Annotated in this window: 19 protein-coding genes; 7 read left to right on the top strand and 12 right to left on the bottom strand. The window is 49.5% G+C overall.

What is annotated here, in order from left to right:
• The first annotated feature begins 112 nt into the window (after positions 1–112).
• Positions 113–1,168 (top strand): hypothetical protein, encoded by a 1,056-nt coding sequence (locus MK185_06890; GenBank protein ID MCH2040342.1) that lies wholly within the window; start codon positions 113–115, stop codon positions 1,166–1,168.
• Positions 1,169–1,241: 73 nt separating this feature from the next.
• Here the strand turns inward: MK185_06890 and MK185_06895 are convergent, their stop codons facing one another.
• The 10 genes from MK185_06895 to ccmA form a co-directional block, all read right to left on the bottom strand.
• Positions 1,242–1,835: a thioesterase family protein gene (locus tag MK185_06895; protein ID MCH2040343.1), complete on the bottom strand. Its 594-nt coding sequence runs from the start codon at positions 1,833–1,835 to the stop codon at positions 1,242–1,244.
• 338 nt (positions 1,836–2,173) lie between these two features.
• Positions 2,174–3,391, bottom strand: a complete 1,218-nt coding sequence (gene ccmI, locus MK185_06900; GenBank protein ID MCH2040344.1) for a c-type cytochrome biogenesis protein CcmI — start codon at positions 3,389–3,391, stop codon at positions 2,174–2,176.
• Positions 3,388–3,870 (bottom strand): cytochrome c-type biogenesis protein CcmH, encoded by a 483-nt coding sequence (locus MK185_06905; GenBank protein ID MCH2040345.1) that lies wholly within the window; start codon positions 3,868–3,870, stop codon positions 3,388–3,390. The genes ccmI and MK185_06905 overlap by 4 nt, the downstream gene beginning before the upstream one ends.
• Positions 3,871–3,879: 9 nt before the next feature.
• Complete coding sequence (locus tag MK185_06910) at positions 3,880–4,401, bottom strand: DsbE family thiol:disulfide interchange protein (GenBank protein ID MCH2040346.1); 522 nt, start codon at positions 4,399–4,401, stop codon at positions 3,880–3,882.
• The gene (locus MK185_06915; protein MCH2040347.1) at positions 4,398–6,407 is read right to left on the bottom strand and encodes a heme lyase CcmF/NrfE family subunit; all 2,010 of its coding nucleotides are present in this window, start codon (positions 6,405–6,407) and stop codon (positions 4,398–4,400) included. Before MK185_06915 ends, MK185_06910 begins: the two co-directional genes overlap by 4 nt.
• 9 nt (positions 6,408–6,416) lie before the next feature.
• A complete protein-coding gene (gene ccmE / locus MK185_06920; protein MCH2040348.1) occupies positions 6,417–6,878 on the bottom strand; it encodes a cytochrome c maturation protein CcmE in 462 nt (153 codons plus the stop codon).
• Positions 6,862–7,083: a heme exporter protein CcmD gene (gene ccmD, locus MK185_06925; protein ID MCH2040349.1), complete on the bottom strand. Its 222-nt coding sequence runs from the start codon at positions 7,081–7,083 to the stop codon at positions 6,862–6,864. The genes ccmE and ccmD overlap by 17 nt, the downstream gene beginning before the upstream one ends.
• Positions 7,083–7,829, bottom strand: coding sequence for a heme ABC transporter permease (locus tag MK185_06930; GenBank protein MCH2040350.1), 747 nt, complete (start codon positions 7,827–7,829; stop codon positions 7,083–7,085). Before MK185_06930 ends, ccmD begins: the two co-directional genes overlap by 1 nt.
• 23 nt (positions 7,830–7,852) lie before the next feature.
• A complete protein-coding gene (gene ccmB, locus MK185_06935) occupies positions 7,853–8,521 on the bottom strand; it encodes a heme exporter protein CcmB (GenBank protein MCH2040351.1) in 669 nt (222 codons plus the stop codon).
• A 23-nt stretch (positions 8,522–8,544) separates the two neighbouring features.
• Positions 8,545–9,198, bottom strand: a complete 654-nt coding sequence (gene ccmA, locus MK185_06940) for a cytochrome c biogenesis heme-transporting ATPase CcmA (GenBank protein MCH2040352.1) — start codon at positions 9,196–9,198, stop codon at positions 8,545–8,547.
• A 140-nt stretch (positions 9,199–9,338) separates the two neighbouring features.
• On the opposite strand from ccmA, the gene MK185_06945 reads away from it, so the two are divergent.
• The gene (locus MK185_06945; GenBank protein ID MCH2040353.1) at positions 9,339–11,300 is read left to right on the top strand and encodes a flagellar hook-length control protein FliK; all 1,962 of its coding nucleotides are present in this window, start codon (positions 9,339–9,341) and stop codon (positions 11,298–11,300) included.
• A 9-nt stretch (positions 11,301–11,309) separates the two neighbouring features.
• The gene (locus tag MK185_06950; GenBank protein ID MCH2040354.1) at positions 11,310–11,621 is read left to right on the top strand and encodes an EscU/YscU/HrcU family type III secretion system export apparatus switch protein; all 312 of its coding nucleotides are present in this window, start codon (positions 11,310–11,312) and stop codon (positions 11,619–11,621) included.
• Positions 11,622–11,657: 36 nt separating this feature from the next.
• On the opposite strand, the gene MK185_06955 is transcribed toward MK185_06950, so the two are convergent.
• Entirely contained in the window at positions 11,658–12,338 is a 681-nt protein-coding gene (locus tag MK185_06955) for a TetR/AcrR family transcriptional regulator (protein MCH2040355.1), read from the bottom strand.
• A 369-nt stretch (positions 12,339–12,707) separates the two neighbouring features.
• Between MK185_06955 and hemN the strand changes: the two genes are divergently transcribed.
• Both hemN and MK185_06965 read left to right on the top strand, forming a co-directional pair.
• Positions 12,708–14,102: an oxygen-independent coproporphyrinogen III oxidase gene (hemN, locus tag MK185_06960; protein MCH2040356.1), complete on the top strand. Its 1,395-nt coding sequence runs from the start codon at positions 12,708–12,710 to the stop codon at positions 14,100–14,102.
• Positions 14,056–14,598 carry a TlpA family protein disulfide reductase gene (locus tag MK185_06965; GenBank protein ID MCH2040357.1) on the top strand — a complete coding sequence of 181 codons (543 nt, stop codon included), beginning with the start codon at positions 14,056–14,058 and terminating at the stop codon, positions 14,596–14,598. Before hemN ends, MK185_06965 begins: the two co-directional genes overlap by 47 nt.
• A gap of 37 nt (positions 14,599–14,635) precedes the next feature.
• Here MK185_06965 and MK185_06970 read toward each other — a convergent pair whose 3' ends face one another.
• Positions 14,636–15,235 carry a hypothetical protein gene (locus tag MK185_06970; GenBank protein ID MCH2040358.1) on the bottom strand — a complete coding sequence of 200 codons (600 nt, stop codon included), beginning with the start codon at positions 15,233–15,235 and terminating at the stop codon, positions 14,636–14,638.
• Positions 15,236–15,385: 150 nt separating this feature from the next.
• Between MK185_06970 and MK185_06975 the strand changes: the two genes are divergently transcribed.
• Together MK185_06975 and MK185_06980 are read left to right on the top strand one after the other, a co-directional pair.
• Positions 15,386–16,147 (top strand): GNAT family N-acetyltransferase, encoded by a 762-nt coding sequence (locus tag MK185_06975; protein ID MCH2040359.1) that lies wholly within the window; start codon positions 15,386–15,388, stop codon positions 16,145–16,147.
• A 108-nt stretch (positions 16,148–16,255) separates the two neighbouring features.
• Positions 16,256–16,726, top strand: coding sequence for a DUF4442 domain-containing protein (locus tag MK185_06980; GenBank protein ID MCH2040360.1), 471 nt, complete (start codon positions 16,256–16,258; stop codon positions 16,724–16,726).
• Positions 16,727–16,782 lie beyond the last annotated feature (56 nt).

A 16,782-nucleotide genomic window follows, 5' to 3' on the forward strand; every position in this document is an offset into this window, starting at 1 on the left:
AAGCTCCAACAGTTCACAAAAATAATAATCCACCAGAAAATTCAACAAGATCGGCTTTGTAGCACTGGGTATCAGCACTATTATAAAAATGAACATTTACAAGGACTAAAAAATGTTACTCAATTTACCCCGTATATTGCTGATCATCAGCTGTCTGCTGATACTGCCCTCCCATGCTGGTAATTTCCTACCGGGAACGTTTCCTGATTACTCCACGCTTAATTTTGTTCCTTATACCGAAGGAAAACTGCCAGCCGACTCGTATCAGACATTACCTTCGGAAATGCGAAGGAAAATAAAAGTTTACGCCATCAAACTGCCTGATATCGAAGATGGTATGGACTTTACTCTTAACAGCATCGCAATAGCCGACGAGATTTTTGCTGCGACGGTAACGATTCTTGATGAGGATTTTATTCCGATCGATTTCAGCGGGATCGGTGATAATTTATCGGTATGTGATAAGCGCATCGAACATCACATGGAGTTATCTGTCCGAGCTCGTTATGTGATTATCGCTCCGTCTGGTTACGTATACGCTGAGTCGAAAGGCAGTATCTGCACCAGCTGGCTTCCTTACGGAAAAGTCATTTTCTTCCCTACACCAACCTACAGATCCATTAAACTCACAAGCACCGATCAGAGTGCCCTGGATATCAACCTCAGTAAGCCATGGTTCAACAGAAACCGAATATTCTGGCACAGCGAAGTAGAATCACCAGGCCAACACCTCAGTGGTGGCAGGAACGACCGACAGCCCGAGGTTCCATCCAGTGTTAACACCTTCTTAGGTGTGGACGTTCCGGTCAACGAACATTGGTTTGTAAAACTTAAAGCTGGGGCACGTATAACACTGCTGAATAACCAAAGTCACAAAGGTTATATTCTCAATACCGGCTTAGGCTACCGTCTGGATAAAAACTGGCACCTGATTTCTTCGCTGAATTTCGACATTAAGCGCAAGCAACGATATTTTAAATCCGACTATAACGGACCAAACTTCATTCATTACAAAAATACAGTGGGACTGAATTTCAGTACGGAATACCACATCAACAGAAACTGGCATGCAGAGGCCGCTCTGAACCTGACAGAACTGGAAACCAAACAAGGTGTAAAAGTTCCGGCAAACAGTATCAAGCTGGGGCTGAGTTATTACTTTAATTAATGGCACAACCCATAAAAAACGCGGCGTCTGGTAACAGATCGCCGCGTTTTTTATTAAATAGCTTGAGGATAAATCAGGCGCTTTTCTTAAGCAGATCTTTCTCTTGCTTTACGCTGGCCAGGTTCGGGTTATCAGAGTACGCGCGCTTAGCAATCGACATTTTTTGCCATTGCTCCATATGTTCAGGCAGTGGCTCTTCCGGACTGCCGATATTCAGTTGGGTTGCAACAGCAGACGGTGAAGCCAGTTTACCGCGCTGCATAAATACAGCTTTCACCAGCCCATAAGCGTGGATTTTACCGTCGGCTACAAAACGCTGTTCGATGTAGAAATACTTGTCATCCCAGCCAACGTAGCGGGTTTCAACATCAAAGGTCTTAAACAGACGAATTTCGCGAATATAGCCCATCTCAATGCCGGCAACGATAAAATTAAGTTTACTTCCCAGCATTTTGTCCCAGCTGGCGGTTTGTACCGGGTGATCCCAACGAGCACGCTCCATAAATACCATATAACGGGCATTGTTAATGTGCATATTAAAGTCGATATCACGGAAGCCCACACGGAAGGTACGCTTGGTGCTTTCAAAGAAGTTTTTCGGGCGGAAGTCGGCGCGTTTTTTGTTCTTCTTATTCAGATAAATCGAACGAATAATTTCACGGATCATGGGTCAATCTTCGCAGTTAAAAATACTGTTGGTTGAGAATTGGCGCGAAGTGTACAGATTTCGAACGGGGTGTCACCCTTGACAACGCGTTTGCTCAGTCAATCGCTACAAAAAGGTCATATCTGACAGGAGAATTGGCTGAATCAGACCGCTTATCACAACTTTCCGCATTATGTACCCACTCAGAGAAAACTGAACTCACTGGCAGCAAACAGCAATATAGGGATTACTGCATAGCCAGGTATCGACGCGGTTGCAAAGGAGTGTATGCCTCCTATTCCTTCGATGACAGGCACAAAAAAGCCCTCCGAAGAGGGCCTCGTATACAACAAGAGAAGTTAATTCACCCGCTCACTGATCAACAGCTTAACCAACCCGGTTTCTGTGTTACTCACTGGCGATTTTTCAATCTGCCAATCTCCAGGCTGAGCAATCGGGTTGCCGGATTTCGACAACCGAGCTACCAGCGTTAACTGCTCATAATTACTGATGCTCATACCCGCCATCATGGCCTGGGCATCCGATAACGTCACTACCTGAGGTAAATCTGCTACGGTCATTTTCTGTGCCGCTAACGGCACCTTAGGGCCAGTAACCGCGCGTGCCAGAACGAATACTGCATCGGTTGGCGTTGCCACCTGTTTCGCTGCGGCTGAGATATCAACCAGCACTTTAATTTCTAGCCGCTGCAGGAAACTCAGATCCGCCTGTTCACCCTGCTCTTCAAGCTTGGCAGCCGCCCGGCGAATCCCCTGTTCCAGATAGGCCGCTTCCTGGCCGGCAGGCAACCCCATCCACAAACTGCGCCAATGGCCAATGGCCTGCTTATAGGCCTGCAGCTCAAAGGCAAAAATACCAGCCAATCCGATTGCCTGGCGATTGTCTGGCATTATTTCCAGAGCCTGTTGAATCAGTTGATAATTCTGCTCGTCAGCTTTTTGATCCGCGGCAAAAAAACGTGCCTGCGCTAACATGGTCATGGTGGTTGCGCGATCAACTTTTGCTTCTTCGGGTAAAGCCACCAGAATATCAGCAAAAACATCGGCCGCCTGAGCAAATTCGCCGTCAGCGTTCAGCAGTCGTCCGCGCAAATACTTCCATTCTATTTCCTGCGGATGATTGTCAGACGCGATCTTTAACCGCTGTGCCAGTTCCCGATTTTCCAGAATGCTCAATTCAGCGGTAGCGCTTTTACGCAGTAATTCGGTAGCTCTCAATTCGTTCGATGCCCCCCATGTCTGGTAGAGCAGGAACGTAGCAGCAATCGCAGCCGCTAATAAAGAAAGAGATAAGAGCCAGCGGTCTTTGCTACTGGAGGTCCCCTCCAATTGTTGCTCCGCGGCGTCGCTGGCCAGAAATTCACGATCGAGTTCAAGCTGCAAAGCGGTGCGGGTTTCATCGTCTAAGTCAGTACTTGCTAACTCAGTACAACGCTCCTGATATAAACGCAGATTTTCTTCGCTCTGGCTCACTACCTGAACATCCGGCTTGTAAAAGACAGGTTTAATCAGTAGGACCAATAACGGCAATAACAGCAGAATAATTGCCCAAATCATAATTTCTGACCTTTTTCCTCATTGCCCGCAGCAGCTTTTAGTTTTTCCAGCCGCACTTTTTCTTCATCACTTAAAGGTTTGCTACCACCCGATTTATGGCTCCGGCGAATAAAAACGATAATTAATAAACCAAAACCGAAAATAATTCCCGGTCCGTACCAAAGCAACAGAGTATCTGCACGAAACGGCGGGTTGTAGCGTACAAAGTCTCCGTAACGATCGACCATGTAACCAACCACTTCATCGTTGGTTTTACCTTGCTGCAACAGTTCGTAAACCTTGTCACGCATATCTCGGGCAACCGGAGCGTTAGAATCCGCCAGATTCTGGTTCTGACATTTCGGGCAGCGCAGGTCTTCTGCTAACTGATTAAAGCGTTCAGTATCCTGCTGGTTATCAAAAGGGTATTTATGACCTTCGATCACCGCGAAGCTCAACGCGCTCAGAAACAACGAACAACACAAAAACAACATTTTCATATCACTCTCCTATTGCATCGCGTCAAACTTGGGTTTCAGTTTTCGCCACACCCGCGGATTTAAATCGCCAATGTGTTTCGCCCGGATAATCCCCTCGCTGTCCACCAGAAAGGTCTCTGGCGCGCCATAGACCCCTAAATCCAGACCGAGCTTGCCGTCCGGATCGGAAACATTAAACTCATATGGATTACCGTAAGCACTGAGCCATTGCTTGGCTTTAAAGTCGTCATCTTTGTAATTGACGCCAATAATACGAATACCCTGGCTGGCCAGCGTGTTAAGAAACTCATGTTCAGCTTTACAGGTCGGACACCAGGTTGCCCAGATATTAACCAGCATCGGCTGACCGTTTAGACTGGTCGCCGATATGTTTGCACCACTTTCCAGAGCTTTGGTCGCAAATTCTGGAAACGGTTTGCCAATCAATGGCGAAGGTAGCACGTCTTTATCTTCTTTACCGAGACCAATCCAGAACAAGAAACCCATAGCAATAAAAATCCCCAAAGGGACAAATAACAAGGCGCGATTCATGCGTTTTGCTCCCGAAGCGTGGTGGCTTGAGCATCAGATCTGACCTTGTTCTGCTGGTTGCGGCCTTTTTTCAAGCGATAACGTTTATCCATCATGGCAAGCAGTCCACCTAATGACATAAAGATGGCTCCTAACCAAACCCAACGCATAAAAGGTTTTACCTGCAATCGCATGCCCCAGGCACCGTTTTGTAATGGCTCACCCATGGACACATAAACATCGCGCCACAGATTCACATCAATCTCAGCTTCCGTCATTACGGTGCCACGAGCGGTATAGCGTCTTTTTTCCGGAGTCATGGTATCGACCAGTGTATCGCCGTCGTAGACCTTAAAGCGGGTTGCCTGAGAGGTGTAATTAGGTCCCTGAATCTTACCACTTTCTACAAATTCAAAACGGTAGCCAGCGAACTCGGCGACTTCACCCGGAGATAAACGCACCGACTTTTCAACACTGTAATTGGCAACCAGAGTGACACCAATCACACTGATACCAACACCAATATGTGCCACCACCATACCCAGGTAGCTCAGCCCTAATTTTGGAATGCGGGAAATCTGGCCACGGGACTTTTTCCACACGTCCCATTTGGTGGCAGCAATTACCCAAATGCCAACCGCCATTCCCATAACCACCTGCCAGTTCATGTCACTTGCCATTATCAGAGGCGTTGCAAAAGCCAGGAACACAGCAAGGATAAAGGCGATATTCGACTCTTTTCGCAGACGTTGCAGACTGTCTGCCTTCCAGCGTGATATCGACCCGAGCCCCATCAAAAAGCTCAGTAAAACGGATAGTGGCACAAACATCGTATTGAACCAGGCAGCACCCACTGAGATTTTTCCCATATCCATAAAGTCAATGATCAGGGGGTAGAGCGTCCCCAACAAAATGGCAAAAGCCGCGACCAGCAGCACCAGATTATTAGCCAATAAGGCGCTTTCTCGAGAGATCCACTGATAACGCCCGACAGAAGCAACCGTTGGTGCCTTCAGGGCGTACAACAATAACGAACCACCGACACAAATCCCCAGCAAGGCAAGAATAAACACCCCTCGTTCCGGGTCAGATGCAAATGCGTGTACCGACGTTAACACCCCAGAACGCACCAGAAAGGTCCCCAGCAAGCTCAATGAAAAGGCAAAAATTGCCAGCAACACAGTCCAGCTTTTAAACAAACCACGCTTTTCAGTAACCGCGAGCGAGTGAATCAATGCTGTTGCAACCAGCCAGGGCATGAGGGACGCATTTTCAACCGGGTCCCAGAACCACCAACCACCCCAGCCAAGCTCGTAGTAAGCCCACCAGCTACCCAAAGCAATGCCCAGAGTCAGAAAGATCCAGGCAGCAACTGTCCACGGACGAGACCAACGTGCCCAAGCGGCATCCAGCCGACCACCCATTAACGCCGCCAAAGCAAAAGCAAACGCAACCGACAGACCGACGTAACCCATATAAAGAGTTGGCGGGTGTACGATCAGGCCAAAGTCCTGCAACAGCGGATTTAAATCACCACCTTCACGCGGCGGTGACGGTAGAACACGCTCAAACGGATTTGAGGTTTCCAGCGTAAACAGAATAAAACCAACCGAAATCATGCCCATGATGGACAATACCCGGGCGACCATCACTAACGGCAGTGATTTACTGAACCAGGCAACCGCCAGGCCCCAGCAACCCAACATCGCAACCCACAATAGCAGAGAGCCTTCGTGAGCCCCCCAGACTGCACTCACCTTGTAGGCCGTCGGTAGTGCCGTATTGGAATTTGCAGCAACGTAAGCCACAGAAAAATCATCGATGATAAAGCCATAGGCCAGCGCCAGCAGACTCATTACCAGGAACAGCGCCTGACCAGTCGCCAGCGGTCTGGCATACGCCATCAACCACTCCCGCCGGGCAGTCACACCCACCAGCGGTACGATTACCTGAAATACCGCCAGGACCAGCGCCAGAATCAATGCGAGTTGGCCAAACTCAGGAGCAATAGCCTGAAACTCTGTCATGGGAACGCCTTATTCACTCGCCGAATTAATTGCCTGCACGCCATCAACGTGCGCTTTCTCCAGAGCTTCCTTTACCTCAGGTGGCATGTAGTTTTCGTCATGCTTTGCCAGCACCTCCGATGCCTGGAATACGCCCTGTTCATCGAGCTTTCCCAATGCCACAATGCCCTGCCCCTCACGGAACAAATCCGGCAATATCCCTTCATAAAAAATCGGTACTTGAGCGGCACCATCCGTCACTTTAAATAACACCCCCAGACCGTCCTCATCCCGTTTTACTGAGCCTTCAACGACCAGCCCCCCAGCGCGTATGGTGCGCCCAATCTGAGCTTCGCCGTTGGCAATCTGGGTAGGCGTTACAAATAAATTAATGTTCTGACTGAGTGAATACATCAACAGACCAACGGCACTGCCAATGCCCAACACCATAAAGATAATCAGGGTTAAGCGTTTTTTACGCTGAGGGTGCATCATTACTCTCCACCTGGCTTTTTTTTGCAGAGCGGCCGCGCTCACGTCGTAAACGCTGACTCTGTTCTTTTATTAATTTACGTCGGGCGATCACGGGCGCCATAACGTTAAACAGAATGATGGCTGCGGTTAAACCGTAGGCCAACCAGACATAAAAACCATGGCCACCCATGGCAATAAATTCAGCAATACTGTCGAACTGCATCAGGACTCCAGAATCTTCTTAACCCAGCTGCGCTTGCGTTCATGCAGCAGAATTTCATTGCGGGTTCGCAACACCACCAGCAACGCAAAAAATGCATACACGGCAACAATCATAATCAACAAGGGAATTAACATCTCGACTGCCATACTCGGCTTTTCGGTCAATTTCAGGGTGGCCGGTTGGTGCAGCGTATTCCACCACTCCACCGAATATTTGATGATTGGAATATTCACCAGCCCGACCAGAGATAAAATAGCCGCCGCTTTGTGACCACTTTCGGCAGATTCCATCGCTTGCTGAATTGCCATTGCCCCGAAATATAAGAACAGCAGCAACAACATAGAGGTTAATCGAGCGTCCCAAACCCACCAGGTCCCCCAGGTTGGCTTACCCCAGATCGCACCGGTAAGCAGTGCGATCAGGCAGAAACTGGCACCAATGGGGGCAATGGTTTTAGCAACCCAGGCCGCCATTTTCATACGCCATATCAGGAACACTGCGCCAGAAACGGCCATCATCATATAAGCGCTCTGCGCCAGCAGTGCTGCTGGAACATGAATGTAGATAATCCGGAAGCTGTTACCCTGCTGATAATCCGCCGGGGCATAAGCCAGTCCCCAAACCAGACCAACCGCAGCACCAATCACGGAAACAGCTAATAACCACGGAATCCACTTCTCGGTAATTTCATAAAACCACTTGGGCGAACCCAGGCGATGATAAAGACGAACCAGCCACTGCCACATATCTCATCCAATCCGGTAAATCATTAACGCGATAAATTCAGCTTTAACGCCGCCGCAACAGCAAAGGGGGACAGGCACATGGCCAGCGCCAGGATCGCCCCGAGAAAACCAACCTGCCCATTGTAAGCCATACCGATGCCAGCGTGGTAAACCGCACTGGCGGCAAATATCAGCACCGGAATGTAAAGCGGTAAAATCAACAGGCTGAGCAACAAACCACCACTGCGAACACCCGCGGTCAAGGCGGCGCCAACGGCACCTAATAAACTCAATACCGGGGTCCCGACCGCAAGACTGACCAGCAGCGCAGAATAGGCATCACCTGGCAGGTTCAGCATCAGTCCAAGCAGCGGCGCCATTATCGTCAGTGGCAAACCACTGATACACCAGTGCACCAGCGCTTTACCCAATGCCATCGCGTACAGCGATTCTCCCGATGCAAGCCATTGCTCCAATGAGCCATCTTCAACATCGGCCTTAAACAGAGCATCCAGTGACAGTAAGGTGGCCAATAACGCCGCAACCCAGATTACCCCACCGGCAATCTTGCCTAAAAATTCAGGATCTGGATCAACCGCCAAAGGAAACAGCGCAGCGACCATGAGGAAAAACATCAACGGATTCAGCCATTCACCGGGATTACGCGCGGCCAGCAGAAAATCGCGTTTTACCGTTGCCAGAACCAGACTCATATCAGCCACCTGATGTTCATGCGCTAAATTCTCCCTAATTCTAACTGACGCAGGGACGCAATATTTTCTAACGCGTGGTGGGAGGTAATCAAAACACTCCCCTGGCTCTCAACATGCTGCTGAAGACGGCCTTCAAGCCAGGCAACACCGGCTTTATCAAGCGCGGTAAAGGGTTCATCAAGAATCCAGAGCGGCATTGGGCCGACACCTTTCTCTGCCAATGCCAGTCTGGCCAAACCAACACGCCGTTGCTGGCCAGCGGATAATTGCTGACACGGAGTCTGCTCGTAGCCGTAAAGCTGCACCTCATCCAGCGCCTGCCACAAATCATCGTCTGGCAACTGCCAGGCAGCCGTTAACCAACGAAGATTCTCAAGCGGAGACAGGGCTTTTTTAACCGCCGAGAGATGCCCCATGTAGAGACGCTGCTGGGCATACTCACTGTAGACATCAGCCAGATGGTTACCTTGCCAGCGCACTTCACCACTGAAATCGCGGTTGAGTCCGGCCAGCAATCGCAATAGTGTGGTTTTACCGGCACCATTGGGTCCTACCAGCTGCAATAATTCGCCGTTATTCAGTTGCAGATCGAGCCCCTCAAACAGCACACGATCGTCGCGTTCGCAATACAGCTGGCATGTCTGTAAATCGATATTGTAGCTGGCTGGGGCGGTCATACTGACCCCTCGTTTGCTGAGAATAAGTTGACAATTTTGCGCCGCAAAAACGCAAAAAGAGTAAAGCGCGCGCATTATATACAAATTCGCTCTTTATGGACGAAGGCGCGCAAACTAACATGGGTAAAGATGAGTAAACCTTGGCCGATGTCAAAATTATGTCCGATGCACTGCCGTTAATTTCACTGAACGCCCTGAATGCTGCACGCCTGAGCAGCCAGCCAGAGTCGCCACAGCTGCGTGTGCAAGCGATCACCGCGCGCGTCGTTAAGGGAGATGAGCGCCCTATCGATGGCCAGTATAAGATCACGCTGGAAGCCGATGGACGACAGTTTAAAGTACTCAGTGAGCAGCCATTGCCGGAAGATGCGGAACTCAAACTGCAACTGCTCATCGCCAGCCAGAAATCATCGAAAGTGACTGAAACCGGCGACGACAATCTGCGCAGCCAAACCCAGCAGACAGACAGAGAGTCCGCACCGACGGAAAAAACTGAGGCGAAAAATACAGCCAGAGAAACCGCAGCCAGAGAAACGATCAAACAGATTCGGGTCATCGCTGTCGATGGCAGCAAAACACAGCAGACCATTACGAATACTCCCCTGCTGAACGCACACCAATCGGCTCAGACCGCAAGCAACCACTCAAATGCCGACATTGCAGCCAATCTTAAGCGTCTCGCCGCCCTGCTATTGCAATCTGAACAGAAAGGACAGCCGCTTAAGCTGGCCAGAGACCTCAACACTCAGGATCTGAAACAATGGCTGGCGCAGAAACTGCCGCTGACCCTGCATCATGCGGGCAAAGCCAGCACCACAGCCACGTTGTATGAAAAGGGTAACCCCAGTAACAGCCAGCCCGATATCAGCGCGAATACGCAAGCCGGAACAACTCAAAGCAACCGCACTACTCCTCTGCTTCGATTGTTGCCAACCATCACACAGCTACTGAACAAACCCGATGTTCCACTCGACGTAAAGCAGCAAATCAACCAGTACCTGACACAACTAACCAGCGCTACCAAAGCCCATGGCAGCCTGCAGCAAATTCAGAACAGTGGCTTAAGCTATGAGGCCAAACTGACAAAGCTACTGGTTCAGGTGGCACAGGAGGTTAATCAGACCGCTAAAACGGCGGCTGATTCGGGTGTGGCTGCTCAGCCAGTGAAATCCGCGACATCGCAATCGGCTACAACGTTATTCAGACAGCTGTGGCAGCAAGGTTCCGCAACGGTTGGTACCTCTGCGACAACCGTATCTTCAACCACTGACTCATCCCAAACGGACTCACAAAGTAGCGCCGCGGGAACTCAGGCAACCCGTACAGACGGTCTTCAACGAGCGGATACCTCAGTTAGCCAGAGCGTCAGTGACCTTCTGACCGCAACCAAGCAAAAACTGGAGTCGGCAGTGACAACAGCAACGGCTAAAGTCACCGGTAACAGTGACAGTACCGTTTTTTCTAACAGTCTCAGCCTGATGTCAGATCAACTGCAGCAGCTGCAAAGCAGCGATCAGAAAGCCGTTCTCAGTAAAAGCCTGCAAATGTGGCTGAATCAGATAAACGCAACCCGGACAGCCAACAACGAGCCAACGCAAAATCTGCAGCAACTCGGGGCGACCCTGCAAGAACGATTACCCGAAGGTTTTCGCCTGTTACAGGGAGCGCTTGCTCAAATTGAACTGGAACAAAGTCAACGTCTGCAGCAATCACAAGATCAGTGGCAGTTGAATATCCCGTTGCTGGTGCGACAGGACCAGCAATTGAGTGAAGTTCGGATGCAGATATTCAAAGAGCAGTCAGGTGAAGAAAAAACGGATCAGAAAGAGCGAAAACAGCGCTGGCGCATTCACCTTCATTTCGATCTGACACAACTTGGTCCGTTAGATGTTGAGGTCGACATGACCCTGCCCAAAATGGCAGCTACCTTCTGGTCAACGCAGGCCGCAACCCTGGCAGAACTGAGCAAACACCTTCAGCCTCTGCGCAGTAAACTGTCGCAACTGGGTGTTGAGGTTGAAACACTGAATGCACGGCATGGCCGCCTCGCAGAGGCGCAACGTAATCAAATTCAGACCAGCCTGGTGGATTTACATACCTGAGTTCTTCTTATGCAACACGATCCCAACGCGAAAACAGCCGGTATCCCCGACACCCTGTTCAATTCCAGTGAGGCAATTGCTCTGAGTTATGACGGTCATTCGGCACCAACAGTGAGTGCCAAAGGTGAGGACGAACTAGCCCAGGCAATTATCGGTCTGGCGCTTCAACATGAAGTCCCGATATACGAAAATGCGTCCTTGTTGCGCTGGCTAAGCCAACTGGATCTGGGTGATGAGATACCCGAAAGCATGTATCAGGTAATCGCAGAGATCCTGGCATTTGTTTATCAGCTTGAAGGGAGAAAGCCGGATACGGAATGATCCGGCCGAGGGCAGAAGTCGGTTTGCTGAACAAAACTAGCTGAGGATTGCTGGCTCGGCTTGGACCCCAAGATTCGAGCGCAACGACACCAATAGACTGGCCACGTGAGAAGCCACCATGTCTTTAGAAATCAGTTCTGTTTCCGCTACCAGCGCTGGTAATGCCCGATGACGATAAGTATCGATAAGACCATGTAATGACGCCACAACCAACAAAGTCATTTGCTTCTGACGCGAGTCTGGCTGATCAACCAGCTCTGGAATGGCATCAACCAACAAGGTTTGTGCATGCTGCTGCCATTCATCAACCAACCTGCCCAGCTGATATTGAACTTCCTGATCCGCAAGATCGGATTCTTCCAGGCTCAATAGCGGCGGTTGGAACATCAATTGGTAGTAACCAGGAAAACGCTGGGCAAAAACCACCAGATTACTGGCAAAGCTCAGCAACCCCTGCTGCGGGCTGTAACCCACGCGCAGTTGCTCGTTGATGTCGAGAAACGCCAACTCGAAACCACGACAGCGGGTATGGATAAACAGCGATTCTTTATTCGGAAAATAGTTGTAAATATTACTTGCCGTCATACCCAGCTGCGAAGCCAGCTTGCGCATCGATAAATGATGAAAACCAACGTCCGCCATCACACTGGAAGCGCTATCCATGATTCGTTGACGTTGAGCGACAATTTCTTCCGTAGTAAACGGTTTCTTTGGCATCTCACCTTCCCCCTGTTAAGGCCCTGTCAGCAAAACTCACGAAAACAGAACAATATTTTAATTATCTTTACATACGGCCATAGAACGACCGATTTTTATCAAAAGCAAGTTTCTTATCGGCCAAATTGATTCAAAGTTTAGTAAACGACAGGAAAGGCATGGATTAAAGACCGCTCTGCAGCGGGTTTCACGGGGAATGCTAAAAGATCGTAAAATTTTGAAAAATAACCAATAGTCTGAAATCCCCCCCCCACAACCGTATCACTATTGACGCAGGACAAGGTGGCCAAAAATCAGACATTCATACTCCTTTGTCATTCAACCCAAGGCCCTTCAAACCGTCCACCCAGCCGGATAGAGGAAATGACTATGACTTCACCCTTGACGTGCGATCCGCTGTTGATACAACGCTACAACCGCCCAGGTCCACGGTATACCTCATACCCAACCGCCGTTGAATTCCTGCCCATCACTGATGACTGGCATGAACAACAGGCATTTGCTCAGCGAGATCAAGAAAAGCCTTTGTCGCTGTACATCCACATCCCATTCTGTGCACACATTTGTTATTACTGTGGCTGCAATAAGGTGGTAACCAAGCGGCGCGAAAAGGCTTCTCCGTATCTGGCGCTTCTCAAACAGGAAATCCTTGCAAAAAAAGCACTACTGGGGAATCGTCGTCGGGTTAAGCAATTGCATATTGGTGGCGGTACTCCCACTTTTTTAACGGACCAGCAATTACAGACACTGATTAACTTCCTCAAGCAACATTTCGATTTCAGTCCGGACAGCGGTGCGGATTATTCGATTGAAATTGACCCCAGGGAACTGCGGCCAAAAACCTTAACGGTATTGCGCCAGCTTGGATTTAACCGCATCAGCTTCGGCGTGCAAGATCTGGAAGAACGCGTTCAGATTGCCGTCAACCGGGTACAACCCGAGGGAATGATTCGCGCCGTGACACAAGAAGCACAAAAACTCGGTTTCCGCTCGATCAACATGGATCTTATCTACGGCTTACCTCATCAGACACTGACGAGTTTTAACCGTACGCTCGATACCATCATAGACCTCAGTCCCGACCGCTTATCGGTCTTTAACTACGCCCACCTTCCGGAGCGCTTCAAGCCGCAGCGTCGCATTAACACCGATGACCTGCCATCTGCCCAGCAGAAACTTGAAATTCTTAGCCATTGCATTGCCAAGTTATCCAGCGCTGGCTACCACTACATCGGTATGGACCACTTCGCTAAGCCGGATGATGAGCTGGCAGTAGCGCAGAGCAGAGGTAGCCTCCACCGCAACTTCCAGGGTTACACCACCCACGGTGATTGTGATCTGATTGGCTTTGGTGTGTCGTCGATCAGCAAGATTGGCGATTACTATCTGCAAAATCAGGTTACTGTTGATGCATATGAACGCGCTATTGCCGCAGGTCAATTACCCACACAAAAATACCGCCGTATAAATCAGGATGATAAAATTCGACGTGAGGTGATTACCGAACTGCTCTGCCATTTGCACATCCAATTTGACGATCTGGATCAAAAATACGATATCAACAGCCGGGACTACCTCAGTAGCAGTATTAATGAGTTAAAACCGATGCTGGCCGATGAACTTGTGATGGTGGATGATGTCGGAATTCGTATCAGTGACCGAGGACGTTTAGTGGTTCGTAACGCCTGTATGGCATTCGATCATTATCTGCAACGCAATGAGCTACTTAAACAAGAGAGACAACGCTTCTCCAGCGCCATCTGACAAAACCGGCAGATGGCTGGGCAGACTGATAGAACTGAGTCTGCTGATAATCGGCTTTGTTGCACTCAGCAGCTGGCTGGGCAGTCATTTACTCGACGATGGCAGCCAGATTCCCGAATTGTCCTTACCCCAGCTTAATAGTGTCGAGACTGGTGAACTGAGCTGGCCAGCAGCCGAAGAGAAAACACTGGTCTACTTTTTTGCCCCCTGGTGCAGTATGTGCCGTATTAGTATGCCAGGCCTCAATCTGCTGACTGATAAAAACCTGCGTGTGGTCGCCATCGCTCAGGATTGGCAAGAAAGCGCGGAAGTTGAGGAATTCACCAACGACGTGGGTTTCGATGGAGAGGTATTACTCGGAGACGCGAACACGCTTGAGCTGTTCCGGGTTCAAGGCTACCCGAGCTATTATGTGTTGGACCAAAACGGCCGGGTAATTCACCAGGATCAGGGCGTATCCACACCACCCGGGTTATGGATACGAACCTGGCTCTGAGCTGTCTCAGCAACCGACTCAGGAACAATCGGTCTGGCTACAGCTCACCAGGCTTACCCTCCCAAAACGCCCAACTGTTGCCGTCATACTGCAGAAATACCCGTTTCTCGAACGGTCGAAGGAACGATTCACGCGAACGACGTAACGTACGTGCGTCGTCAAAAGCCGAGTCTTTGATCCATTCTTGCATGTCATCCACGTACCATTGGATATACGCTTCAACGTAGTAGTAGTCACCAATAAGATACGGCTTGGACAATTCCAGAATGTTCTTCAGACGGCCATAACCGTAATAAAAGCCTTCGTCCGTCAGAGACTCGCCATCTGAGGCCGGATAATCGTAGATCCAGCTTACAAGCACCTTGCGTTTGCGTTTGCCGTTCTCCTCGACCGTAGCCATTCGTGTTTCTTTTTTACGCATCAGTAACTTATGGTCGGACAAGGCGGATAAAAACCGTGCATCCTTTCCTTTATCTGCGCGGACAATTGAATACGGCATTGGAAATGGTAACCATTTCAGATCTTTGCTTTTCAGCGCGTCGTCTATCAACTGGCTGGCATGATTGGTACCGATAAATGGCTGAGCGACACAATACAGGCTATTCAGCAATAAAATTAAAATAATCAGTGGCTTCATCTCTCCCTCCTGTCACTTAGGATAGCGCGCTCAAAGCAAATGTCGGGTCTCAGGTTCAAAATTTTTAACCCCCCGTGTCACTTCCCTTCTGTAACTCTACTGTCACACGCCTGATTTAGTGTCACGCAAAATGATCAAACGAGACTGATTATGCAACAAGCCACCGCCAGTCAACAGGCGCAACACGGTGAGTCGCCACTGGTTGCCCGAATCACTACCGATCCGGCTGAAATCCGCCAGGCCCTGCAGCTTCGTTATCGTGTTTTTGCAGAAGGCATGGGGGCCAACCTGCCAACCGCAGGAGAAGGAATCGACAAAGATTCGTTCGACGATGCCGTTCATCATCTGATCGTAAAGGACGTCCATAACAACTGCGTGGTTGGTTACAGTCGCATATTAACCAACGAGATGGCTGAAAAGACCGGTGGCTTTTATTCCGCAACGGAATTCGATCTGAAGAACATTATCAAGCCCGGTAAACGTTACATGGAAATTGGTCGTACCTGTGTTGCTCCGGACTATCGCAGCGGCGCAGTAATCGGCTTACTGTGGGGGGGGATCGCTCAGTACATGTCGGCCAATAACATGGATTACCTGATGGGCTGCGCCAGCATCTCACTGGCAGACGGCTACTCTAAAGCCATCGCTGTTATTGACTACCTGCGAGAAAAACACTTCACCACTGAAGATATGCGCGCAGAGCCAAAAATTCAGATGCCAAGTACGCGCGTTGATCTGGATGGTAAAAGTCTGGTACCACCATTGTTAAAAGCCTACTTACGCATTGGCGTTAAGGTTTGTGGCGAGCCATTTCTGGATAAAGACTTCAACGTTTGTGACGCCCTGATTCTGCTGGGCAAAGACGATATGAACCAACGCTATCTGCGACACTTTGTTAAAACTGAAGGCTGAAATTCAGCCAAACAGTTAACAGCTGATTGTAAATCTGATACAAAGCGCTTCCCGGTTCCGGGATGCGCTTTTTTTTACTTAATCGATTCAGTAACCGCAGAAATACGTATGTTTAACAAATTCAAAGACTGGCTAACGTCCGCCTCAGGCATTCGTCGCATCATCAATATTTATGGTCCTTACCTGGGTGCCGGAGTTAAAGTCGACTACCTCGATAAAGGTTTCCGCGAAGCACGTGTAAGTATGCGCCTGACCTGGTACAACCGTAACTATGTTGGTACCCATTTTGGCGGCAGCCTATTCTCAATGATCGACCCCTTTTACATGTTACTTCTGATGAATAATCTCGGCCGCGAGTACATTGTCTGGGACGCCAGCGCAGAAATCGATTTCGTCCGCCCTGGTCGTGGTCGCGTCTTTGCTCACTTTCTGTTAACAGATGAGATGCTGCAGGAGATTAAACAAAAAACGGCTTCAGGCGAGAAGTTCCTGCCGGTATACGATGTCAACATTGTTGACGAGAAAGACCAACTGGTCGCCAAGGTGCGTAAGAAGTTATACATACGCCGTAAGGCCTGATTACTCAGCCGTACCATCAGCCCTCTGCTATCCTTAAACGGAGGGTTGTCTAACGC

This window comes from Saccharospirillaceae bacterium, assembly GCA_022448365.1.
Lineage (GTDB): Bacteria > Pseudomonadota > Gammaproteobacteria > Pseudomonadales > Oceanobacteraceae > Bacterioplanoides.